The following is a 15,626-nucleotide window of genomic DNA, read 5'->3' on the forward strand; positions in this document are numbered from 1 at the left end:
GCGACCCAGCCCCAAGCAAAAGGCCCCTCCTGAGGGAGGGGCCTGGTTTTCATTTCGCCCAAGCCGGCAGACCCGGCACGAGCGACGATCAGCCGTTCGCGCGAAGCGCCTTGAACTCACCAGCGTCCTTGATGGACACTGGATTGTTCTCGCTGGCGAAGAGCTTGGTGTCGTCGTGCTTGCCGAAGTGGGTCACCTCTGCCGAGCCACCGATCGCCGGGAAGCCGTCCGCGCCGGCCTTCACCCCGATGGCGTTCAGCAGGTTGCAAAAGTACTTGTTGATCGGCTGCGTGGCGACATCCGGCGGCGTCCCCGTGCCATCGATCTCGCCGAACTCGAGCTTCGTCTGGCCCGGTCCGCAGGCAGCCTCGCTGTTACCGACGGCCAGGTCAGCCTTGCCACCTTCGACGTTCACCGCCTGACCCGTCTTGAAGTAGCCGCCGCAGCTACCTGCCTGGAGGATCGGCAGGTTGTTGAGGTTGTGGCTGTTGCCGTCGGAGTCTTCCTGGAACCAGACGGTCGCGGTGTTGTCGAGGAGCTTCCCCTCGCCCTCGTCGATGCTGTCGAGCCGACCGACGAGGTAAGCGAACTTCTTCGCGTACCAGTCGTCGATCTGCTGAATCATCTCGATGACACCAGGAACGCAATCACCACCCATGTTGGCGTCGCCAACGCGGTGGGAGATGCCATGGGAGTCCTTCGAATGATTGATGCCGTCCCACTTGAACGTGAGGGTCCCGGGGAACTTCATGAAGATGACGCGGTTCTGGTCGCAGATGGCCGAAAGCACCGCGAGGTCCATCATGACGTTCGTCGATTTCGACAGGTCGATCCCGAGGCCACCCCCTTGCGAGGCCGCCTGCACGGACTGGGCCGTCAACCCGAGCGCCTCTGCCTGGGCGGCGCTGCACTGGGCCCTGACCGTGTTCGTGGTCTGGTGGAGGAGGTCCTTCCAGTCGGAGAGCCGCTGCTTGTCCGCCTGGCTCATCCTGACCCGCTCGAGGGTCTCCAGGTCCTCCCGCACGACGTCGATCACGCTCTTGCCGCGGGCCACCTTGTACGTGTCCTGCGACACGGGGCCCTGACCGAAGAGGCCCGTGAGGTTGTTGTAGATCGTCGTCGGAGACCCGATGCCGGGGAAGATCTGCTTGGGCTTGTCGTACGAGAAATTGGAGAACGAGTCCTGCCGCACCCCGCCGATCTGCATCACGAGGGGAGCGGCGCCGTTGGGGTTGACCTGCTCCGCGGCGATGTGATCGAGCGACCGCCCGGTCGACTTCGCGTTGAACTTGTCGCTCTCGGGCGTCACCGGGTAGCAGGTGAAATACGACCCCATGACCTGACCGTGGGGGTCGTTGTTCTGGCCGTGGGTCCGCCCGAAGCTCCACTCGTTCATCCCCCGGATGCCACGCGGCATCAGGAGCTTCTTTGCAAAGGGAGCGAGGTGCTTGAGCGTCGTCGCCTCGTAATCGGCGGCGGTCAATTCGCCATGGGACTTCTTCGGGAACCACCGGTTCGTCAGGCAGCCATAGTGCGTGAAGAGCACGATCAGCCGCTTCGGAGCGCCGCCGCCGGCCGACTGCGCCTCGGCGTCACGCTCGGCAACAGAGCCCAAGAAAGGTGCAGCGACGACGGCTCCACCCAGGCCTCGGAGGAATACTCTTCGGTTAAGGTTCTTCATCATGGTCGTATTCCTTCTCAATTCCCGAAGATGGTGCGCAGGCGGAACGAATCGGCCTGGGTAAGATCCGTGAGCAAATTGATGATGGTGTAGCCGTCGCTCGACAGCTTGTCGCTGAGCTCGTTGACGGTGCAGGCGTCGTTCGTGTTCGGCACCCTCCGGCGGGCCCAGGAGACCCACTGCTCGGCATAGTGACGCTTGGCGATCGCACCAGCACCGAGCTCGGTCATCATCTCGAGGGGAGTCGTGATCGTCTTGGTGTTGGTGTCGCTGAAGTAGACGTCGCCCGTCGCGTTGATGTCGCCGCCGAGCGGATCCTTCGTCTGCACCTTGCCAACGGAGTCGAACCTCTCGAGCACGAAGCCCGGCGGGTTGACGAGCTTGCTGTGGCAGTCGACGCACCCCGCAGGGGAGGTCAGCGCCTCGATGGCCTCACGCTCCGTGGAGAACGGGCCCGGAGGCCGCGGCGTCTGGTCCGCGCCGGGCGTCGGCTTCAGGGTGAGCCCGAGCAGCCTGTTGGCGACGTACGCGCCCCGGAGGATCGGGCTCGTGGCGCCGAAGGACGAGTAGGAGCTCAGGAATCCAACGCGGGTCAAGAACCCCGGCCGCTCGTTCGGGTCGAGCTCCACCCGCGTCAGCTCCGCGCCATAGTCGGCGGCGTTGAGCCCATAGATCGGAGCGGTGTCCTTGTTCACGTAAGCGACGTTGCTGAGGAAGATGTCCTTGAACGACCCCCCCTCGAACGCCACCTCCTCGAAGAAGGCGTCGATCTCAGCCAGCATCGGAGCGACGATGTCCGGGGAGTAGTCGGGGAACTTGGTCGTGTCGTGCTCGACCTGTCCCCAGTGCGAACCCTCACGAACGTCCGCATAAGCACGATGGAACAGGGCCACGATCGGCGCCGTCTTGGTGCGGTCCTGAACCATCCGCTCCGCCTGCGCGAGGATCTGCTCCCTGGTGGTGAGCTGACCCGCGTCTGCGGCGGTGTTCAAGGCGTCATCCGGAATGGAGCCCCAGAGCAGGAACGCGAGCCTCGTCGCCACCTCGTGGCTGGAGAGCTTGATGGCGCCGTTCTCCGTGTCATCCGTCAGCTCGGGGACCGTGATGAACGAGGGCGAAGCGAGCATGGCGAAGAGGATGGCCTCGGCGACCTCCGCGGGCGTGCCCTTGGGCTCCAGCGCGTTGAACCGCATGTAGCGCTGCACCTCTTCGTCCGTCACCGGGCGGCGGAAGGCCTTGCGGCCGAAATCGCGGATTGTCGACTCGAGGCACCCGGCCGCCGCCGGATCGCAGGCGATGAACTTGGACTTGTTCGCCCCAGCCATCACCTCGGCGGCGATGCTCTCGGCAGCCACGAGGTAGGAGTTCCAGGCGATGTCCGTCATGCTGCCCTCGAAGTCGGACACGAGGAGAGAGGACGGGTTGCCCGTGGGAGCGTTCGGCACGCTCGTCACACCGAGCAGATCCCTCACCACCGCGTCGTACTCCCGGTTCAAGAGCCGCGGGACCTGAGACGTCGCCCAGATGCCGGGAGTGCAGACATCCGGGTCGCCGGGGTCCGGCTCCACCGGCCCGCCCCCCGTACCGGTGCCAGAGGTCTCCCCGCCACCGGAGGAGACCCCAGGTTCACCGGGTGCTATCTCGCCAGTGCAACCAGCGAGAAAAGTTGATGACGTCAAAAATGTTGCCGTACCAATGTACGCTAGTTGCCGCAGCGTTCGCATAATGTGACTATCCCCGACGTGCGTCGAGCTGATCCCCCTGCGCATGATTCCAACGCGGGCCCGACCGACTCGGGGAGCTGGCGCTGGCCAACCCGTCGCCTCGGGCCGCTGGGGTTGCCGAGCTTACTGGCACCTTGAGCCGCGCCGTCGCCCTCGGGGATGAGGTGGCGGCCCGGGTTGTCTGCGAAGCGATCGGTCGGCTGTTCGGGCTGCCTTGATCTCGCTGTTCCCGGTCGTGAGATCGGGCGAGCCGTCCTCGACGTTGACGGCCCAGCCGGTCTTGAAATAGCCGCCGGCGCCGCCAGCCTGGATGATCGGACGCTCGAAGTCGTGCTCGCCAGGTCGACGTTCTCTTGCGTCGCGCCGAGCGCCATGGCGAGGGACGTGTCGCACTGCGAAGAAGCCACCACGCTTCCCGTCGCGTTGAGGAGCTCCTTCCAGGCTGCGAGCTTCTGCTTAATGGATACAAACGCCCGGCCGCCCCTCGGAACGCCCCCCGAATGCCCGCGTCTGCCGCGTCTCCATCACCCTTACAATGCCCGCAGGCCCGCGAACGTATTTGTATTTCGCCCGGCCAGCCGCGTTCGTCGAGCGGCCCTCGCCTCAGGCTCGAGCGCAGAAGCGGCGCCAGATGTCGCGGTAGATCGACTCGAGATTGAGGGCGAAGCGCGGGCCGTCCATGAGCGGCGACTGCTTCATGCGATCGCGCAGCGTTCGGCGAAGCTCGCCCAGGTGCTCGAGGTCCTCGGCGAGCGAGCTGGCGACCCGAACGTAGTCTTCCGGCGTCGACGCGATGAGCTCCGGCAGACCCAGGTTCATCGCCTGGCAGACGCCGGCGCGGCCGACCACGGTTTCACCTGCGAGGGTCACCACCGGGACGCCCATCCACAGCGCGTCGAGGCTCGTGGTGTGGCCGTTGGAAGGGAACGTATCGAGACAGATGTCGATCTCGCGGTACCTTCGCAGATAGTCGAGCCGCCCGCACCGATCGACGAACTCGATCCGATCGAGCTGGACGCCCCCTTCCTCGAAGATCGAGCGCACCCGGTCCCGCGCCCTTCCCTGAGGCGCCATGAGCGTGAGCCGCGACCTGGGCACCGCGGCCAGCACCCTCGTCCAGACATGAAGCACCCCTTCATTCACCTTCCGGAAGTGGTTCAGGCAGCCAAAGTTGACCCTCCCCTCCGCGAGAGCGGGGAGAGCGCTCACGTCGGGCACGTCGGTGAGCGGGTCGTAGCACCAGAAGGAGTCGGGGAGCCGAAGGGTCTCCTCCGTGTAGACGTCCGTGTTTGCACCGGGGGGATCGAGGAAGGGATCGGACAGACGATAGTCCATCGATTCGAGGCCGGTCGTCCCGGGGTACGCCAGCCAGCACACCTGAAGGGGAGCGGGCCGGCGGGCAAAGACCAGGACGCGGCGGTCAGTCATATGCATGGTGAGATCGACCAGGATATCGATCTGATCCCGTCGAATGACCTCGGACAGGGCAGCGTCGTCCAGCGCCGCGACCTCGCGAAAAACGTCGGCATGACCGCGAATGCGATCCGTCAGGTTATCCGGCTTGTCCGTGCTCGAGTAGCAGAAGATCTCGAACTGCCGGTGGTCATGGTTTTCGAACAGCGGGATCGTGAAGAGAGACTGGACGTGCGTTCGGAAGTCGGGTGACACGTAACCGATGCGGAGCCGCCGGTCGGACGAGCGATCGGTCTTGTGAGGGGGAGCCTGCGCGGAGAGGGGGCGGGCATGCCGGGCATTCCACGCGCGCGCCTCGGCCAGGATGTCGCCCTCGGTGACGTTCGGCCAGAACGGCATGTTGAAGAGAAGAGCGCTGTGCGCAGCGGGGTCGTCGGGACACAGGGCGACCGCTTCGCGGTACATCGCCTGGGACTCGTCGAGGAGCCCCGACTCGCCGAGCGCGGCGGCGAGATAATCCCGAGCGACATGGAAGTTTCGGTCGATCTCGAGCGCTCGACGCAGATCGTCGATCGCTTCGTCGAAACGGCCGGCGTCCGCGTGAATCGCGCCGAGCGCAGTGTACGCGTTGGCCATCCGCGGATTGAGCTTCAGCGCCACGCGGTACCAGGCCGCCGCGTCGTCCGACCGGCCGCCGAGGCGCAATGTCTCGCCGAGGGCCGCCAGGGCATCGGATGCGCTCAAGCTCGACTCGGGGCTGCGCGTCGCCGCCGGACCGACCCCGGCGGCAGCACCCCGTTGGTCCCTCAGGCTCGTGAGGCGCTCGCCAGCCTGCAATAACCCAGGTTCGAGATCGCGAGCGCGCTCGTAGCACGCCGCCGCCGCGTCCAGGTCCCCTTGCTCCTCGAAGGTGAGAGCAAGGTTGAACACCGCTTCGGCGAAGTCGGGCTTCCGCGCGACGGCCATGAGCAACACGGCGACCGCCTGTGGTCTCCGGCCGAGGCAGCGATACACGTCGCCGAGATGCGACAGGTAGAGGGCGTTATTCGGGGCGACGCGGACGGCTCGCTCGAGAAGCGCGGCGGCCTCCGCGAGCCGACCGGATTGGACGGTGATCACGCTGAGAAGAAGCAGCGCGTCGCCATGCCCGGGCGATTGCTCGAGCGCGCCGCGATAGAGGAGCTCTGCGCGATCGACTTGCCCGGCCCGATGAAACTGCACTGCCAGTTCGAAGAGCGAAGCGGCGGTCACGGGGAGTTCCTTGTCGAAAGAGTGCGGGATCTCGCTGAGCAGGATGGCTGCGCCCTGGCGCTGAGCGCAAGCCGGTTTTCATGTCGACCGGCCCGTCCAGCATGGCTGTACGATGGGAGGGCCACTTCGAGGAGCTTGACTTTCGGATCGCGCTCGGGGCTCCTCGCCCCTCCCGACGTTGATCGTGCCGGACCAGGTCAAGCAACCGAGCTCGGGCGGGATGCCTGTCGCGGCGAAGAGCCCTGCTGACATGGTGCGACGAGGAGCAACGACGCGACGCGCCTGCCCCCGTCTGCCTGGTGACGGGAGGTCTCGAGAGGCGCTCAGCGCACGTGAGACCGGCTTGAGCGCACAAGGCACGAGTGCCAATCGACCCGTACAGCATGGCTGTACGCCAGGATGGCCTCCACGAACCGCTTGATTTTCGGGTGGCGTTTGCTCATTCTACCCGCACAAGAGGACGTTCCACGTCTCGCGCAGCTCTTGCCTGGGGGCGACGTGGCTCGCGCGTCGCCTCTGCAATCCGAAGCTCGAAGCCTTTTGCTTCGATCCACGGGAACGAGAGCTAAACCTTCTCTCTCACCATCCTCGTCGTGAACCATGAAATTTCGATTCTCAAGCTTCATCGCGGCAGCATTCGTCGCCATCCTGTCACCGCTTCCAGGCTGCTCCGACGACCCTGACGATACCGGCGCTGGAGGCGCCGGCGGCACGGATGCCGGAAGCACGAGCGCCAGTGTGTCTGCCTCGAGCGCGGTCGGGTCCGGCGGTTCGGGCGGGGCTGGCTCGACCAGCGCGAGCACCGGTGGCGACGGCGGCTCGACCGGCAGCGGCAGCGGGCAAGAACCGACGTTCGAGACGTTGCAGTTCGTTATACAAAACGCGTGCTTCGGGGCGGGTTGCCATAACGACGATATGAACCCCCTGAACTTGATGGTCGACGGCGAGCTCCACATGAGGGTGAGCTCCCACGTAACCAAGAATTGCGGAGATCTCGTCGACACCGAGAATCCGGAAGAGAGCGCGCTCATCAAGATCCTGAAGGGGCCGTGCGGCGGAACTCCGCGAATGCCCCTTGAATGCGTCAACGATGGGGATGCCAAGTGCATACCCCCCGACTACATCGAAGCGCTCACGCAATGGATCGCGGACGGCGCGCAGGAGTAGCCGGGCTTGGCGAGTAGCCGCCGACGGGTTGCGGCGCCCCACGGGCGCATCGTGTCATGGGACAGCCGAGCGACCCGTCGGATGGTCTACTGCTTTGCCATCGCGCCTGCCGGATATGCCGCTTGATCAGCTCCGGGCATGTCCACGGTGTTCGTCTCGAAGGCCCAGCTGCCACCCGGCGGGATCTGGACTGCGCCGGTGGCGATCGCGACGCCGAGCGGGCGCCCGACGCGATTGACTGAGAAGACCGTGACAGAGGGATCGCTCACCGCCACGTCGAGCCCGTTGAAGAGCGTGCCCGTGTACACCGTGCCGGCGCCACCCGTCACGGCCTTCACTTCGCTGGCGGTGAGGCCATCGATGGGAACGACGTCGAGAGCGAAGTAAGGGCACCGGTAGACGACGTATCCCACATCTTCGATCACGATGTCCGAGGGCAGATCCGTCACCGAGGTCATGGTCACGTCACCTGGACCCACGCACGCAGCGATCGCGTCCGAGCCATCCGTGACTCGATAGAAATGCTGAGTCAGCAACCCGTTGATCCCGGATGCCAGGGACTGCTGAGCCTTGTTGTAGAGCTCGACGGAGAGGGCAGCGCTGCAGGCCGGGGTATCCCCGTCGTTCCTCAAGGCGGCGTAGAGCTCGGTGTTGGTCGGTCCTTTGCGGAGAGTTAGCGCGATCACGTTGAGCACGCCGTTCCCGCCGGGGAGCGCCAGGATGGTGAGGTCTTCGGGGACGATGAGCGCCTCGTCACCAGTGTCCCCGCCCACCCCGGCGCCGTCGCTCGCCTCGCTCGAGCAGGCCAGCGGGACGAGCACAGCAGCAGGGATGAGGAAACGCTTCGCCAGCATGAACATGAGAAGAGATGCCCAGCCTATCGCTGCCCGCCATCGTTGGACAGCACGGAGTCGCGCCGTGAGGCGCACCTCGAAGAGCGGCAACTTCGCGATGCCCGCGGTCGCCGACCGTGCACAAGCGCAAAGACCCCTTCGGTAAGAAGGGGTCTTTGGACCCGAGCTCGTCGGGGTGTTCAGGACCTGGCGCCGAGAGTGCTCAGGCCTTGAGCTCCGTGAACCCGCCCGGATTCTTGATCGAGGCGCCGGCGACTGCGCCCTTCCCACCGATGAACTCTTCCGTCTTGTCGGAATAGCCGAACTTGGTCACCTCCGCGGAGCCACCCTTCGCGGGGAAGCCGTCCGCGCCCGCCTTCACGCCCATGGCGTTCATGATGTTGCAGAAGTACTTGTTGATCGGCGCGTTGCCGACCTTCGAATCGGTCCCGGTGCCTTGGTTGATACCGTTGACCTGGCCGCTGCCGTTGGCGCACTGCGACTCGCTGTTGCCGTTCGTCGGTGTCGACGCGGGGTCAACGTTGATGATCTGACCGGTCTTGAAGTAACCGCCGCCGCTACCGGCCTGGATGATCGGCGCGTTGTTGAGGTTGTGCGCGTTGCCGTCCGACATCTCGTTGAACCAGATAGCGACGCTGGTGTCGAGGACCGTCTGCCCATTGCCCTGGGGGATGCTGTCGAGCATTCCGACGAGCTTCGCGAACTTCTGCGCGTAATAGGTGTCCACCTTGACGAGCCACTCGAGCGCGTTGGGCAGGCAGCTGCCGGTCATGCCGGCGTTGTCGAGGCGGTGCGAGAGGGAGTGCGACTCCATCGTGATGCCGAGCCCCTTGAAGTTGTAATTTCCCGGGTACTTCAGGAAAATGACGGGGTTGGCGTTGCAGGCGGCCGCGAGCGCCGCGATGGCCGAGCTGATGTCCGCTCCATCCAGATCGCCGGAGACCTTGGTCGTGAGGACGTCGACGCCCAGGCCGCCCGACGACGCCTTGGAGGCGTTCGCGGACGTCGCGCCGAGCATCGCGCCGAGCTCCTCGCTGCACTGCGCGGAAGCCACCACGGTCCCCGTCTGGTTGAGGAGCTCCTTCCAGGCCGCGAGCTTGCGCTTGTCGGCCTGGCTCATGTCGAACCGCTCGAGCGTCTGCAGATCATCCTTCACGAGGTCGAGGATGCTCTTGCCGCGGAGCGCCGCGTAGGTGTCCGGATTCATCGGCTGCCCCGTCTGGAAGAGGCCCGTGAGGCTGCTGAAGGCCTGCGACGCGTTGAGGCCCCTGAAGATGGTCTCGGCGGCGGAGTAGGAGATCGCCGACTGAGAGTTGTCATTCTGGCCAGCCGTGGCGATGAGCAACGGCGTGCCCTGCGGGCTGAGCTGCTGGGCCATGACGTGATCCAGCGAAGGACCGACAGGCTTCGCGTTGAACTTCGTCGCCTGGTTGAAGCTGAACGGGTCGTTGCTGTTCGGAGTGACCGGCTGGCAGGTGAAGAACGACCCCACGATCTGCGTGTGGGAGTCGTTCCCCTGTCCGCGCTTCATGTTGGAGGTCCACTCGTTCATCGAGCGGATGCCGCGCGGCATGAGGAGCTTCTTCGCGTAGGGAGCGAGGGCCGCGAGGCTCGTCGACTGGAGGTCAGCAGCCGTGAGCTCACCCTGGGTCTTCGTGGGGAACCACTTGTTCGTGACGCACCCGTAGTGGGTGAACATCACGATGAACGCTTTCCCACCCGAAGCGGTCTGGGCCTTTGCGTCGCGCTCCCACACGGAGCTGAGGAACGGCGCGGCCAGGGCGGCTCCGCCCAGGCCACGAAGGAAGATTCTGCGGTTCAGTTGCTTGCTCATGGTCAAGTTTCCTCAGCTTTCACGGCGTTTCGCGGACGCGCACGCGGAAGGAATCCGCTTGAGTGAGATCGGCCAGCAGGTTGAGGATGCTGTAGCCCCCCTCAGACAGATTCATGTCGATCTGATCGACGACGCACTTATCTTTCCCGTTCGGATCCCGCCCGAAGGCATAGGAGACCCACGACTCAGCGTAAAGCTGCTTGGCCTTCTGAAGCTGAGCGATTTCCTGCATGAGCGCCAGCGGAGAGGAGATCTCCTTCACGTTACCGTCGCCGAAGTCGATGGTGTTCGTCGTGACGCTTGCGTCGATCGCACCACCAAGAGGATCGGTCGTCTGCCACTTTCCGATGCCGTCGAAGTTCTCCATCACGAATCCCGGAGGATTGATGACCGAGTGGCAGCCTTTGCAGGATGCCGGCTCCGTCAGCTTTTCGATCCTCGCGCGTTGCGTTGCGAAGTCGCCCTGAACGGTCTGCATGGTGGCGCCGGGGATGGGCGGCCCCGGATTGACGCCGAGCAGGTACACCGAGATGAACGCGCCTCGCAGGATCGGGCTCGTGGCGTCGTAGCCCGCGTAGGAGCTCAAGAACCCGACGCGCGTCAGGAAGCCCGGCCGCTGGTTGGCGTCCAGCTCCACCTTGGTCAGCTCGGTGCCGTAGCTCGCAGGATCGAGCCCATAGATCGCCGCGTTGTCCTTGTTGACGAAGGCGACATTGCTGAGGAGGAGGTCGTCGAACGAACCGTTCTCGAACGCGATGTCTTCGAAGAAGGCGTCGAGCTCTGCCTGCCAGCTGGGCTTGGCGGCGTCGGAGTACAACGGATACGTCTCGGTGTCGTGATCCATCTTCCACCAGTGGGCGTTTCCATTGTTCATCTGCGCCCAGTTGCGATGGAATGCCGTCACGAGCGGCCCGGTCTTCTCGCGCACAGCGATCATGCGCTGCGCCTGGGCCAGAATCTGCTCCTTGGTCTGGAGCTCGTTGCTGTCGGCCGCCGCGCTCAGCACCTCGTCCGGAGCGGAGCCCCAGAGCAAGTACGAAAGCTTCGTCGCCACCTCGTAGCTGGACAGCTTGATGCCCTGACCCGACGCATCCGCGTCGGTCGCCAGCTCGGGGAGCATGAGGAACGACGGCGACACGAGGAAGCCGACCAGCGTTGCCTCGGCGACCTCGGCGGGCGTCCCTGCCGGCGTAATCTGGCCCAGCTTCTGGAACCGCGCCACCTCCAGATCGGTCAGCGGGCGACGGAACGCCTTGCGGCCGAAGGTCTTGATGGTCTGCTCCAAGCAGCCGGCCGCCGCAGGATCGCAGCTGATGAACTTGGACTTGTTCGACCCAGCCATCACCGCCTTGGCGATCTTCTCGGCAACCTCTTGATAGAGACGCCACGCGTCAGGGGTCATCGGGCCGTCGAAGTCGTCGACGAGCTGCTCGGACGGCAGCTTGCTGTCGACGCTGGTGACGCCAAGGAGATCCCGCACCGTATTGTCGTACTGCCGGTTCAGCAGCCGAGGGATCTGGCTCGTGATCGGGATGCCGGGGATGCACTTCTCGGGGGGACCGTTGTCGGGCTCGTCCGTGCCCCCCGAACCGGTGCTGCCGCTGCCGCTGCCGCTGCCGGAGGTCTCCCCGCCGCCGGTGATCTCACCATCGCCGGGCGCTATCTCGCCGGTGCACCCAGCGAGGAAGGTCAATGAGGTGAAAAATGTTGTCGTACCAATGTACGATAGTTGCCGTAACGTTCGCATGACCTCACTATTCCCGGTCCGCACCGAAGTGATCATGGGAGCGGATCAAAAGTTATGAATCAGTCCGAGGGTCGCCATCCGGGAGATCACGCGCGTCTGGCCGACCGCTTCCTCTGGAGACGTGATAGTGAAACACCGGCGTACGAGCGGCGCCCTGATGCCCTCTTCGACCTCGAGAAACTGCCCGATTGGCGCGCGGACGCCGAGTTCGCTGCGGAACAGCGACGCGCGCGGGCCGCTGCAGGGGCCGCCAAGCGCGTCATTGCGACGCGGCGCGGCGGCGCGATCGGAGCCATAAAAACGCTCTCCTCGGCCGCCCCGTCGAGCTCGAGCGCCGCGGAATGGAGAGTACGCGTGGACCACGACACCGCACGAGGCGCCGTCGACGTTCGGGGGATGTCCCTCGCCGTGCCCGTCGATCACGCCGCAACGCGGCGTTGACGTCGAGCCCTGCGCGCGCCAGCGGCGCGCGGGCGATTCAACCTTCCTCTAGATAGAGCTCCATCCGCGCGAGTTCTCAAACTAAAAAGTGCGCCCGCGAGATACAACCATGCTGGATAGCGCCAATGGGAACGGAGCATCTGTCGCCGGGCTCGAGCGGCCGATCGACAGCAGTTAAGGAGCGCTCGACGAGAGCTCGCTCGGCCGCGAGAGGCCGGCGCTTCTTGCGCGGGCGCACGGGTCTCACGAATCCAGTAGGTCCCCAAATGTGCAACCATGGCATTCCAAACCTCGTGTCATTCGTGGGCAACGCGCCGCATCACCCAACGTGAGGACCATCACGCCAATCGGGTCATCTGCGGTCGGGGCGGTCACTTCTGGCTCGGAAAGCCGGGTTTGCTCGCGACGTCGTCGACGCGGTTCATGGGAGGGCGCGGCCTCCCCTTCCTCCGCGGCCTTCGCGAGAGCGGGCGCGCGGCCCCGCTCGACCAGGCGTTGGGTCGATGATGTGCGGGTGTCGACCGGGCGCGTCGAGGCGCTCGTCGAGGAGATTCGCCCGGCGGCCGCTGAGAACGCGGGGGCTACCGCGGATGAAGACTCGGTGTCGTCGTCGTGGAGTCGTGGGCTTTTGGACTTGAACACTCGCTCTCCAGGCTTCAGCAGGTTGGCGCTTGCCCGTGAGGCGGTGTGACGCTAGCGTGAGCCCTCGGAAGCCAGCTTCCCTGCCCCGCGCCCTCTGCACAACGATGCAATCGAAGTCCTTGGTCGTCATCGGGGCTGTCGCTCTTGCCCTCCCTCTCGCATGCTCGGCGAGCCCCCCCGATGATGGGGCGGGCAACGGCGGGAGCGGACCCGGCAGCGGCGGGGATACTGCCAGCGGCGGCTCGTCGGGGAGCGGTGGAGCCCTCCTGCCAGTCGGCGGAGCCGCGAGCAGCGGAGGCGGGGGCGGCGGCGAGGCGGGAGCTGGCTCGAGCGGCTCGGAGGCGGGCGGGGGCGGCATGGGCGGGGACCCTGGCGAGGGCCTTCATTTCGTGCCGGAAGGCTTGTCCAGCACCGACATGGACGAGGAAGGGGCTGGGCTCAAGCTGGTTGCCTTCACCCTGGTGCAGGGGGCGACGGGCCCGGAGCTCTACGCCGCGGTCAGAAATGACGGGGAGACCCCGTCCTGCGACGCCGGCCTGATGTTTTACTTCATCGACAAGGCCGAACAGCTCGTGACAACCTGGGGCGGCAGCTTGCTCAGCGGTCGGCTCTATCGGCTGGACGACGGCTCTGGCGTGATGATCCCCTGCATCGGCCCGGGCGAGATCGCGATGACGGGCTCAGCGGATCTCCCAGGTGACCTCGTGATCGAGGAGCTCGGGTATCTGAAACACAGGTTTCCGGCCTTCACCGTGGGCGTGGTCCCTGTCGATGCCGTCAACGTCAGCGAGGTGAAGACCGTCGGCAGAGGCGCCGGGAGCGCCTACATGGGCACGCTCGAGAACCGACTCGATGTGGCAGTGAGCGATCCCAAGATAACGGTCTTCCCGGTGAATCGAGTCGGACGGCCGCTCGGCATGGCGACGAGCAGCGCGGCCGCCGACATTCCGCCCGGCGGGATCTGGACCTTCGAGACGACTACCGTGGACGATGTCGGCGTTGGTCACGTCGCCTATCCGACGGTTTCGGTTCCTCCGTGAAGCGGGGTGCAGGTTCGTGTGGTACGGATTCGGCCAGGGGCAGGCGAATGAGGCGCAGGAAGGTACGCCGCAGCGAGCCGAACGGCGCGGATGAGCCCGTAGCGCGGGCCGCGCCCGATCGCAGAGAGGCGCGACATGCCCTGTGGCCTTTGACTCCGCCGCGATGCTGCCCCCGCCTCCCGCGCGTCCGCGCGCTCGCCTACAGTTCACCACGAGCGCGCCGATCCTACCCCCGGCCCGAAGCGACCCAGTGAGCCCCATCCTCTCCCTCTGCGACGGCTACCAGCTCGACCTCTCCGACTACGCGCGCACCGGGCTGCGGGTCGGCATCTGGGCCTCCTCCGGCCGGGGCAAGAGCTTCGGCGTCGGGGTCCTCTGCGAGGAGCTGCTCGCCGCCGGCATCCCTGTCGTCGCGATCGATCCCGAGGGGGAGCTCTACACGCTGCGCGAGCGGTTCCGCGTCCTCGTCCTCGGGGGCGCCCACGCGGACCTGCCGCTGCCCTCCGGCGAGCGCGCGGCGGAGATCGCGCTCGCGAGGGTGCTCGACGAAGGGCTCGGCCTCATCGTCGATCTGTCGGATCAGCCGACGAGCCGCTCCCAGCAAGAGGCCGCGCTCCCGTTCCTCGAGCGGCTCTGGGTCCTCCTCTCGGAGCGCCGCGCCCCGGCGGCCGTCGTGATCGAGGAGGTGCACATCTTCGCGCCTCAATCGGGCGCGTCGCTCACCTCGGACATCTTGCACCGGTTCGCGAAGCAGGGCCGCAAGCGCGGCGTCCTCCTCGTCGTCGCCAGCCAGCGCACGCAGGCGGTCTCGAAGGAGCTCATGAGCCAGCTCAACTTCCCCGCCATCGGCGGCTTCGAGATCGAGCGCGACTACGACGCGGTGAGGGCGCTCGTCGACGGGCACACGTTCGAGGAGTTCCGCGCGCTCCCGGCCGGCGAGTTCTTCCTGCCCGCCGCCGGGGGATTCGAGCGCTGGCGCGCCCGCCACACCGCCCACGGCGGCGAGGCGCCGAGCTGGACCGGTGAGCCCGGCGGCGTGCCGCGCGTCGCGGACGCCACGCTGAGCACGCTCCTCGACGAGCTGCGCGAGGCGCTCGCGGCCGAGAGCGCGAGCCAGCAAGGCCCGGATCCGAGCGCCGCGCTGCGGGCCGAGATCCGCCGGCTCCAGCAGCAGCTCGCCCGGGCCGACGAGGCGCGCAGAGCCGCCGAGGCCGAGGCCGGGCAGCTGCGCACCGCGCTTCAGGTGGCCGGCGTCGTCAAGGTGGTTATCCAGAGCGAGATCGTGGCGCGCGTTGGCCATGGCGAGGTCGCGCAGGCGCCGGCGGCTGCCGCTCCGCGCGCCCCCGCGGCTCCCGCGCTCGGCGCGCCCATGGACCGCGTCGCTGGGGCGCCCGCGCTCGCGCCCGCCGCGGCATCGGGCGGCGCGGCCGTGAAGATCATCGCGAAACCGGCCTCTCCGTCGCTCCGGGATCTCGCGATGCCGGCCACCACGATGCTCGAGGTGCGCGGCGTCAAGCAGATGGTGAGCGCCGCGAGGAGCCACGCGCGGCGCCGATCCCCCCGGTCCGTGGCGCACGTCGCGCTGGCCGCGAAGCTGCTCGCCCGCGGCGCGGCGCTGACCGCGGAGGAGCTCGCCGCCCGCGGCGGCTCACGCAGCCAGGTCGAGATCCGGCGCGCCGCGCACGCGCTCACCGCGCTCGCCCGCGCGGGCTTCGCCTCGCTCCAGGGCGGCCGTCACGCGCTCAACGAGGCGGCCGTGCTCCGCGCGATCCAGAGCGGCTGACGAGAGGCGGCTCCGAGCCGAGCCCTGGCGGGGGCGCCCAGACGCTCGA

At 66.5% G+C, this 15,626-nt stretch carries 9 protein-coding genes; 3 read left to right on the forward strand and 6 right to left on the reverse strand.

What is annotated here, in order from left to right; translation table 11 throughout:
• Positions 1 to 88: 88 nt before the first annotated feature.
• The 3 genes from WMF39_RS37180 to WMF39_RS37190 all read right to left on the reverse strand — a co-directional run bounded on the left by WMF39_RS37180 (position 89) and on the right by WMF39_RS37190 (position 6,069).
• Positions 89 to 1,684, reverse strand: coding sequence for a DUF1552 domain-containing protein (locus WMF39_RS37180; RefSeq protein ID WP_437741215.1), 1,596 nt, complete (start codon positions 1,682 to 1,684; stop codon positions 89 to 91).
• A 14-nt stretch (positions 1,685 to 1,698) separates the two neighbouring features.
• Positions 1,699 to 3,249, reverse strand: coding sequence for a DUF1592 domain-containing protein (locus WMF39_RS37185; RefSeq protein ID WP_437741216.1), 1,551 nt, complete (start codon positions 3,247 to 3,249; stop codon positions 1,699 to 1,701).
• Positions 3,250 to 4,008: 759 nt separating this feature from the next.
• Positions 4,009 to 6,069 (reverse strand): tetratricopeptide repeat protein, encoded by a 2,061-nt coding sequence (locus WMF39_RS37190; protein ID WP_437741217.1) that lies wholly within the window; start codon positions 6,067 to 6,069, stop codon positions 4,009 to 4,011.
• A gap of 600 nt (positions 6,070 to 6,669) precedes the next feature.
• Between WMF39_RS37190 and WMF39_RS37195 the strand changes: the two genes are divergently transcribed.
• Positions 6,670 to 7,236: a hypothetical protein gene (locus WMF39_RS37195; RefSeq protein ID WP_437741218.1), complete on the forward strand. Its 567-nt coding sequence runs from the start codon at positions 6,670 to 6,672 to the stop codon at positions 7,234 to 7,236.
• A gap of 86 nt (positions 7,237 to 7,322) precedes the next feature.
• On the opposite strand, the gene WMF39_RS37200 is transcribed toward WMF39_RS37195, so the two are convergent.
• The 3 genes from WMF39_RS37200 to WMF39_RS37210 form a co-directional block, all read right to left on the reverse strand.
• Positions 7,323 to 8,180, reverse strand: a complete 858-nt coding sequence (locus tag WMF39_RS37200; protein WP_437741219.1) for a hypothetical protein — start codon at positions 8,178 to 8,180, stop codon at positions 7,323 to 7,325.
• Positions 8,181 to 8,292: 112 nt separating this feature from the next.
• On the reverse strand, positions 8,293 to 9,924 hold the full coding sequence (locus WMF39_RS37205) for a DUF1552 domain-containing protein (RefSeq protein ID WP_437741220.1): 1,632 nt from the start codon (positions 9,922 to 9,924) through the stop codon (positions 8,293 to 8,295).
• 19 nt (positions 9,925 to 9,943) lie between these two features.
• Positions 9,944 to 11,617 carry a DUF1592 domain-containing protein gene (locus WMF39_RS37210; RefSeq protein ID WP_437741221.1) on the reverse strand — a complete coding sequence of 558 codons (1,674 nt, stop codon included), beginning with the start codon at positions 11,615 to 11,617 and terminating at the stop codon, positions 9,944 to 9,946.
• A 1,493-nt stretch (positions 11,618 to 13,110) separates the two neighbouring features.
• On the opposite strand from WMF39_RS37210, the gene WMF39_RS37215 reads away from it, so the two are divergent.
• Entirely contained in the window at positions 13,111 to 13,794 is a 684-nt protein-coding gene (locus WMF39_RS37215) for an FxLYD domain-containing protein (RefSeq protein WP_437741222.1), read from the forward strand.
• A 250-nt stretch (positions 13,795 to 14,044) separates the two neighbouring features.
• Positions 14,045 to 15,577 (forward strand): helicase HerA domain-containing protein, encoded by a 1,533-nt coding sequence (locus WMF39_RS37220; protein WP_437741223.1) that lies wholly within the window; start codon positions 14,045 to 14,047, stop codon positions 15,575 to 15,577.
• The last annotated feature ends 49 nt before the right edge of the window (positions 15,578 to 15,626 follow it).

The sequence above is a fragment of the Sorangium sp. So ce1504 genome, assembly GCF_051521635.1.
GTDB lineage: Bacteria > Myxococcota_A > Polyangia > Polyangiales > Polyangiaceae > Sorangium > Sorangium cellulosum_B.

Bases quoted from the DNA above. Each gene is read 5' to 3' on its own strand.
- WMF39_RS37180 (WP_437741215.1), bottom strand. From the start codon at position 1,684: ATGATGAAGAACCTTAACCGAAGAGTATTCCTCCGAGGCCTGGGTGGA.
- WMF39_RS37195 (WP_437741218.1), top strand. From the start codon at position 6,670: ATGAAATTTCGATTCTCAAGCTTCATCGCGGCAGCATTCGTCGCCATC.
- WMF39_RS37205 (WP_437741220.1), bottom strand. From the start codon at position 9,924: ATGAGCAAGCAACTGAACCGCAGAATCTTCCTTCGTGGCCTGGGCGGA.
- WMF39_RS37215 (WP_437741222.1), top strand. From the start codon at position 13,111: ATGGGCGGGGACCCTGGCGAGGGCCTTCATTTCGTGCCGGAAGGCTTG.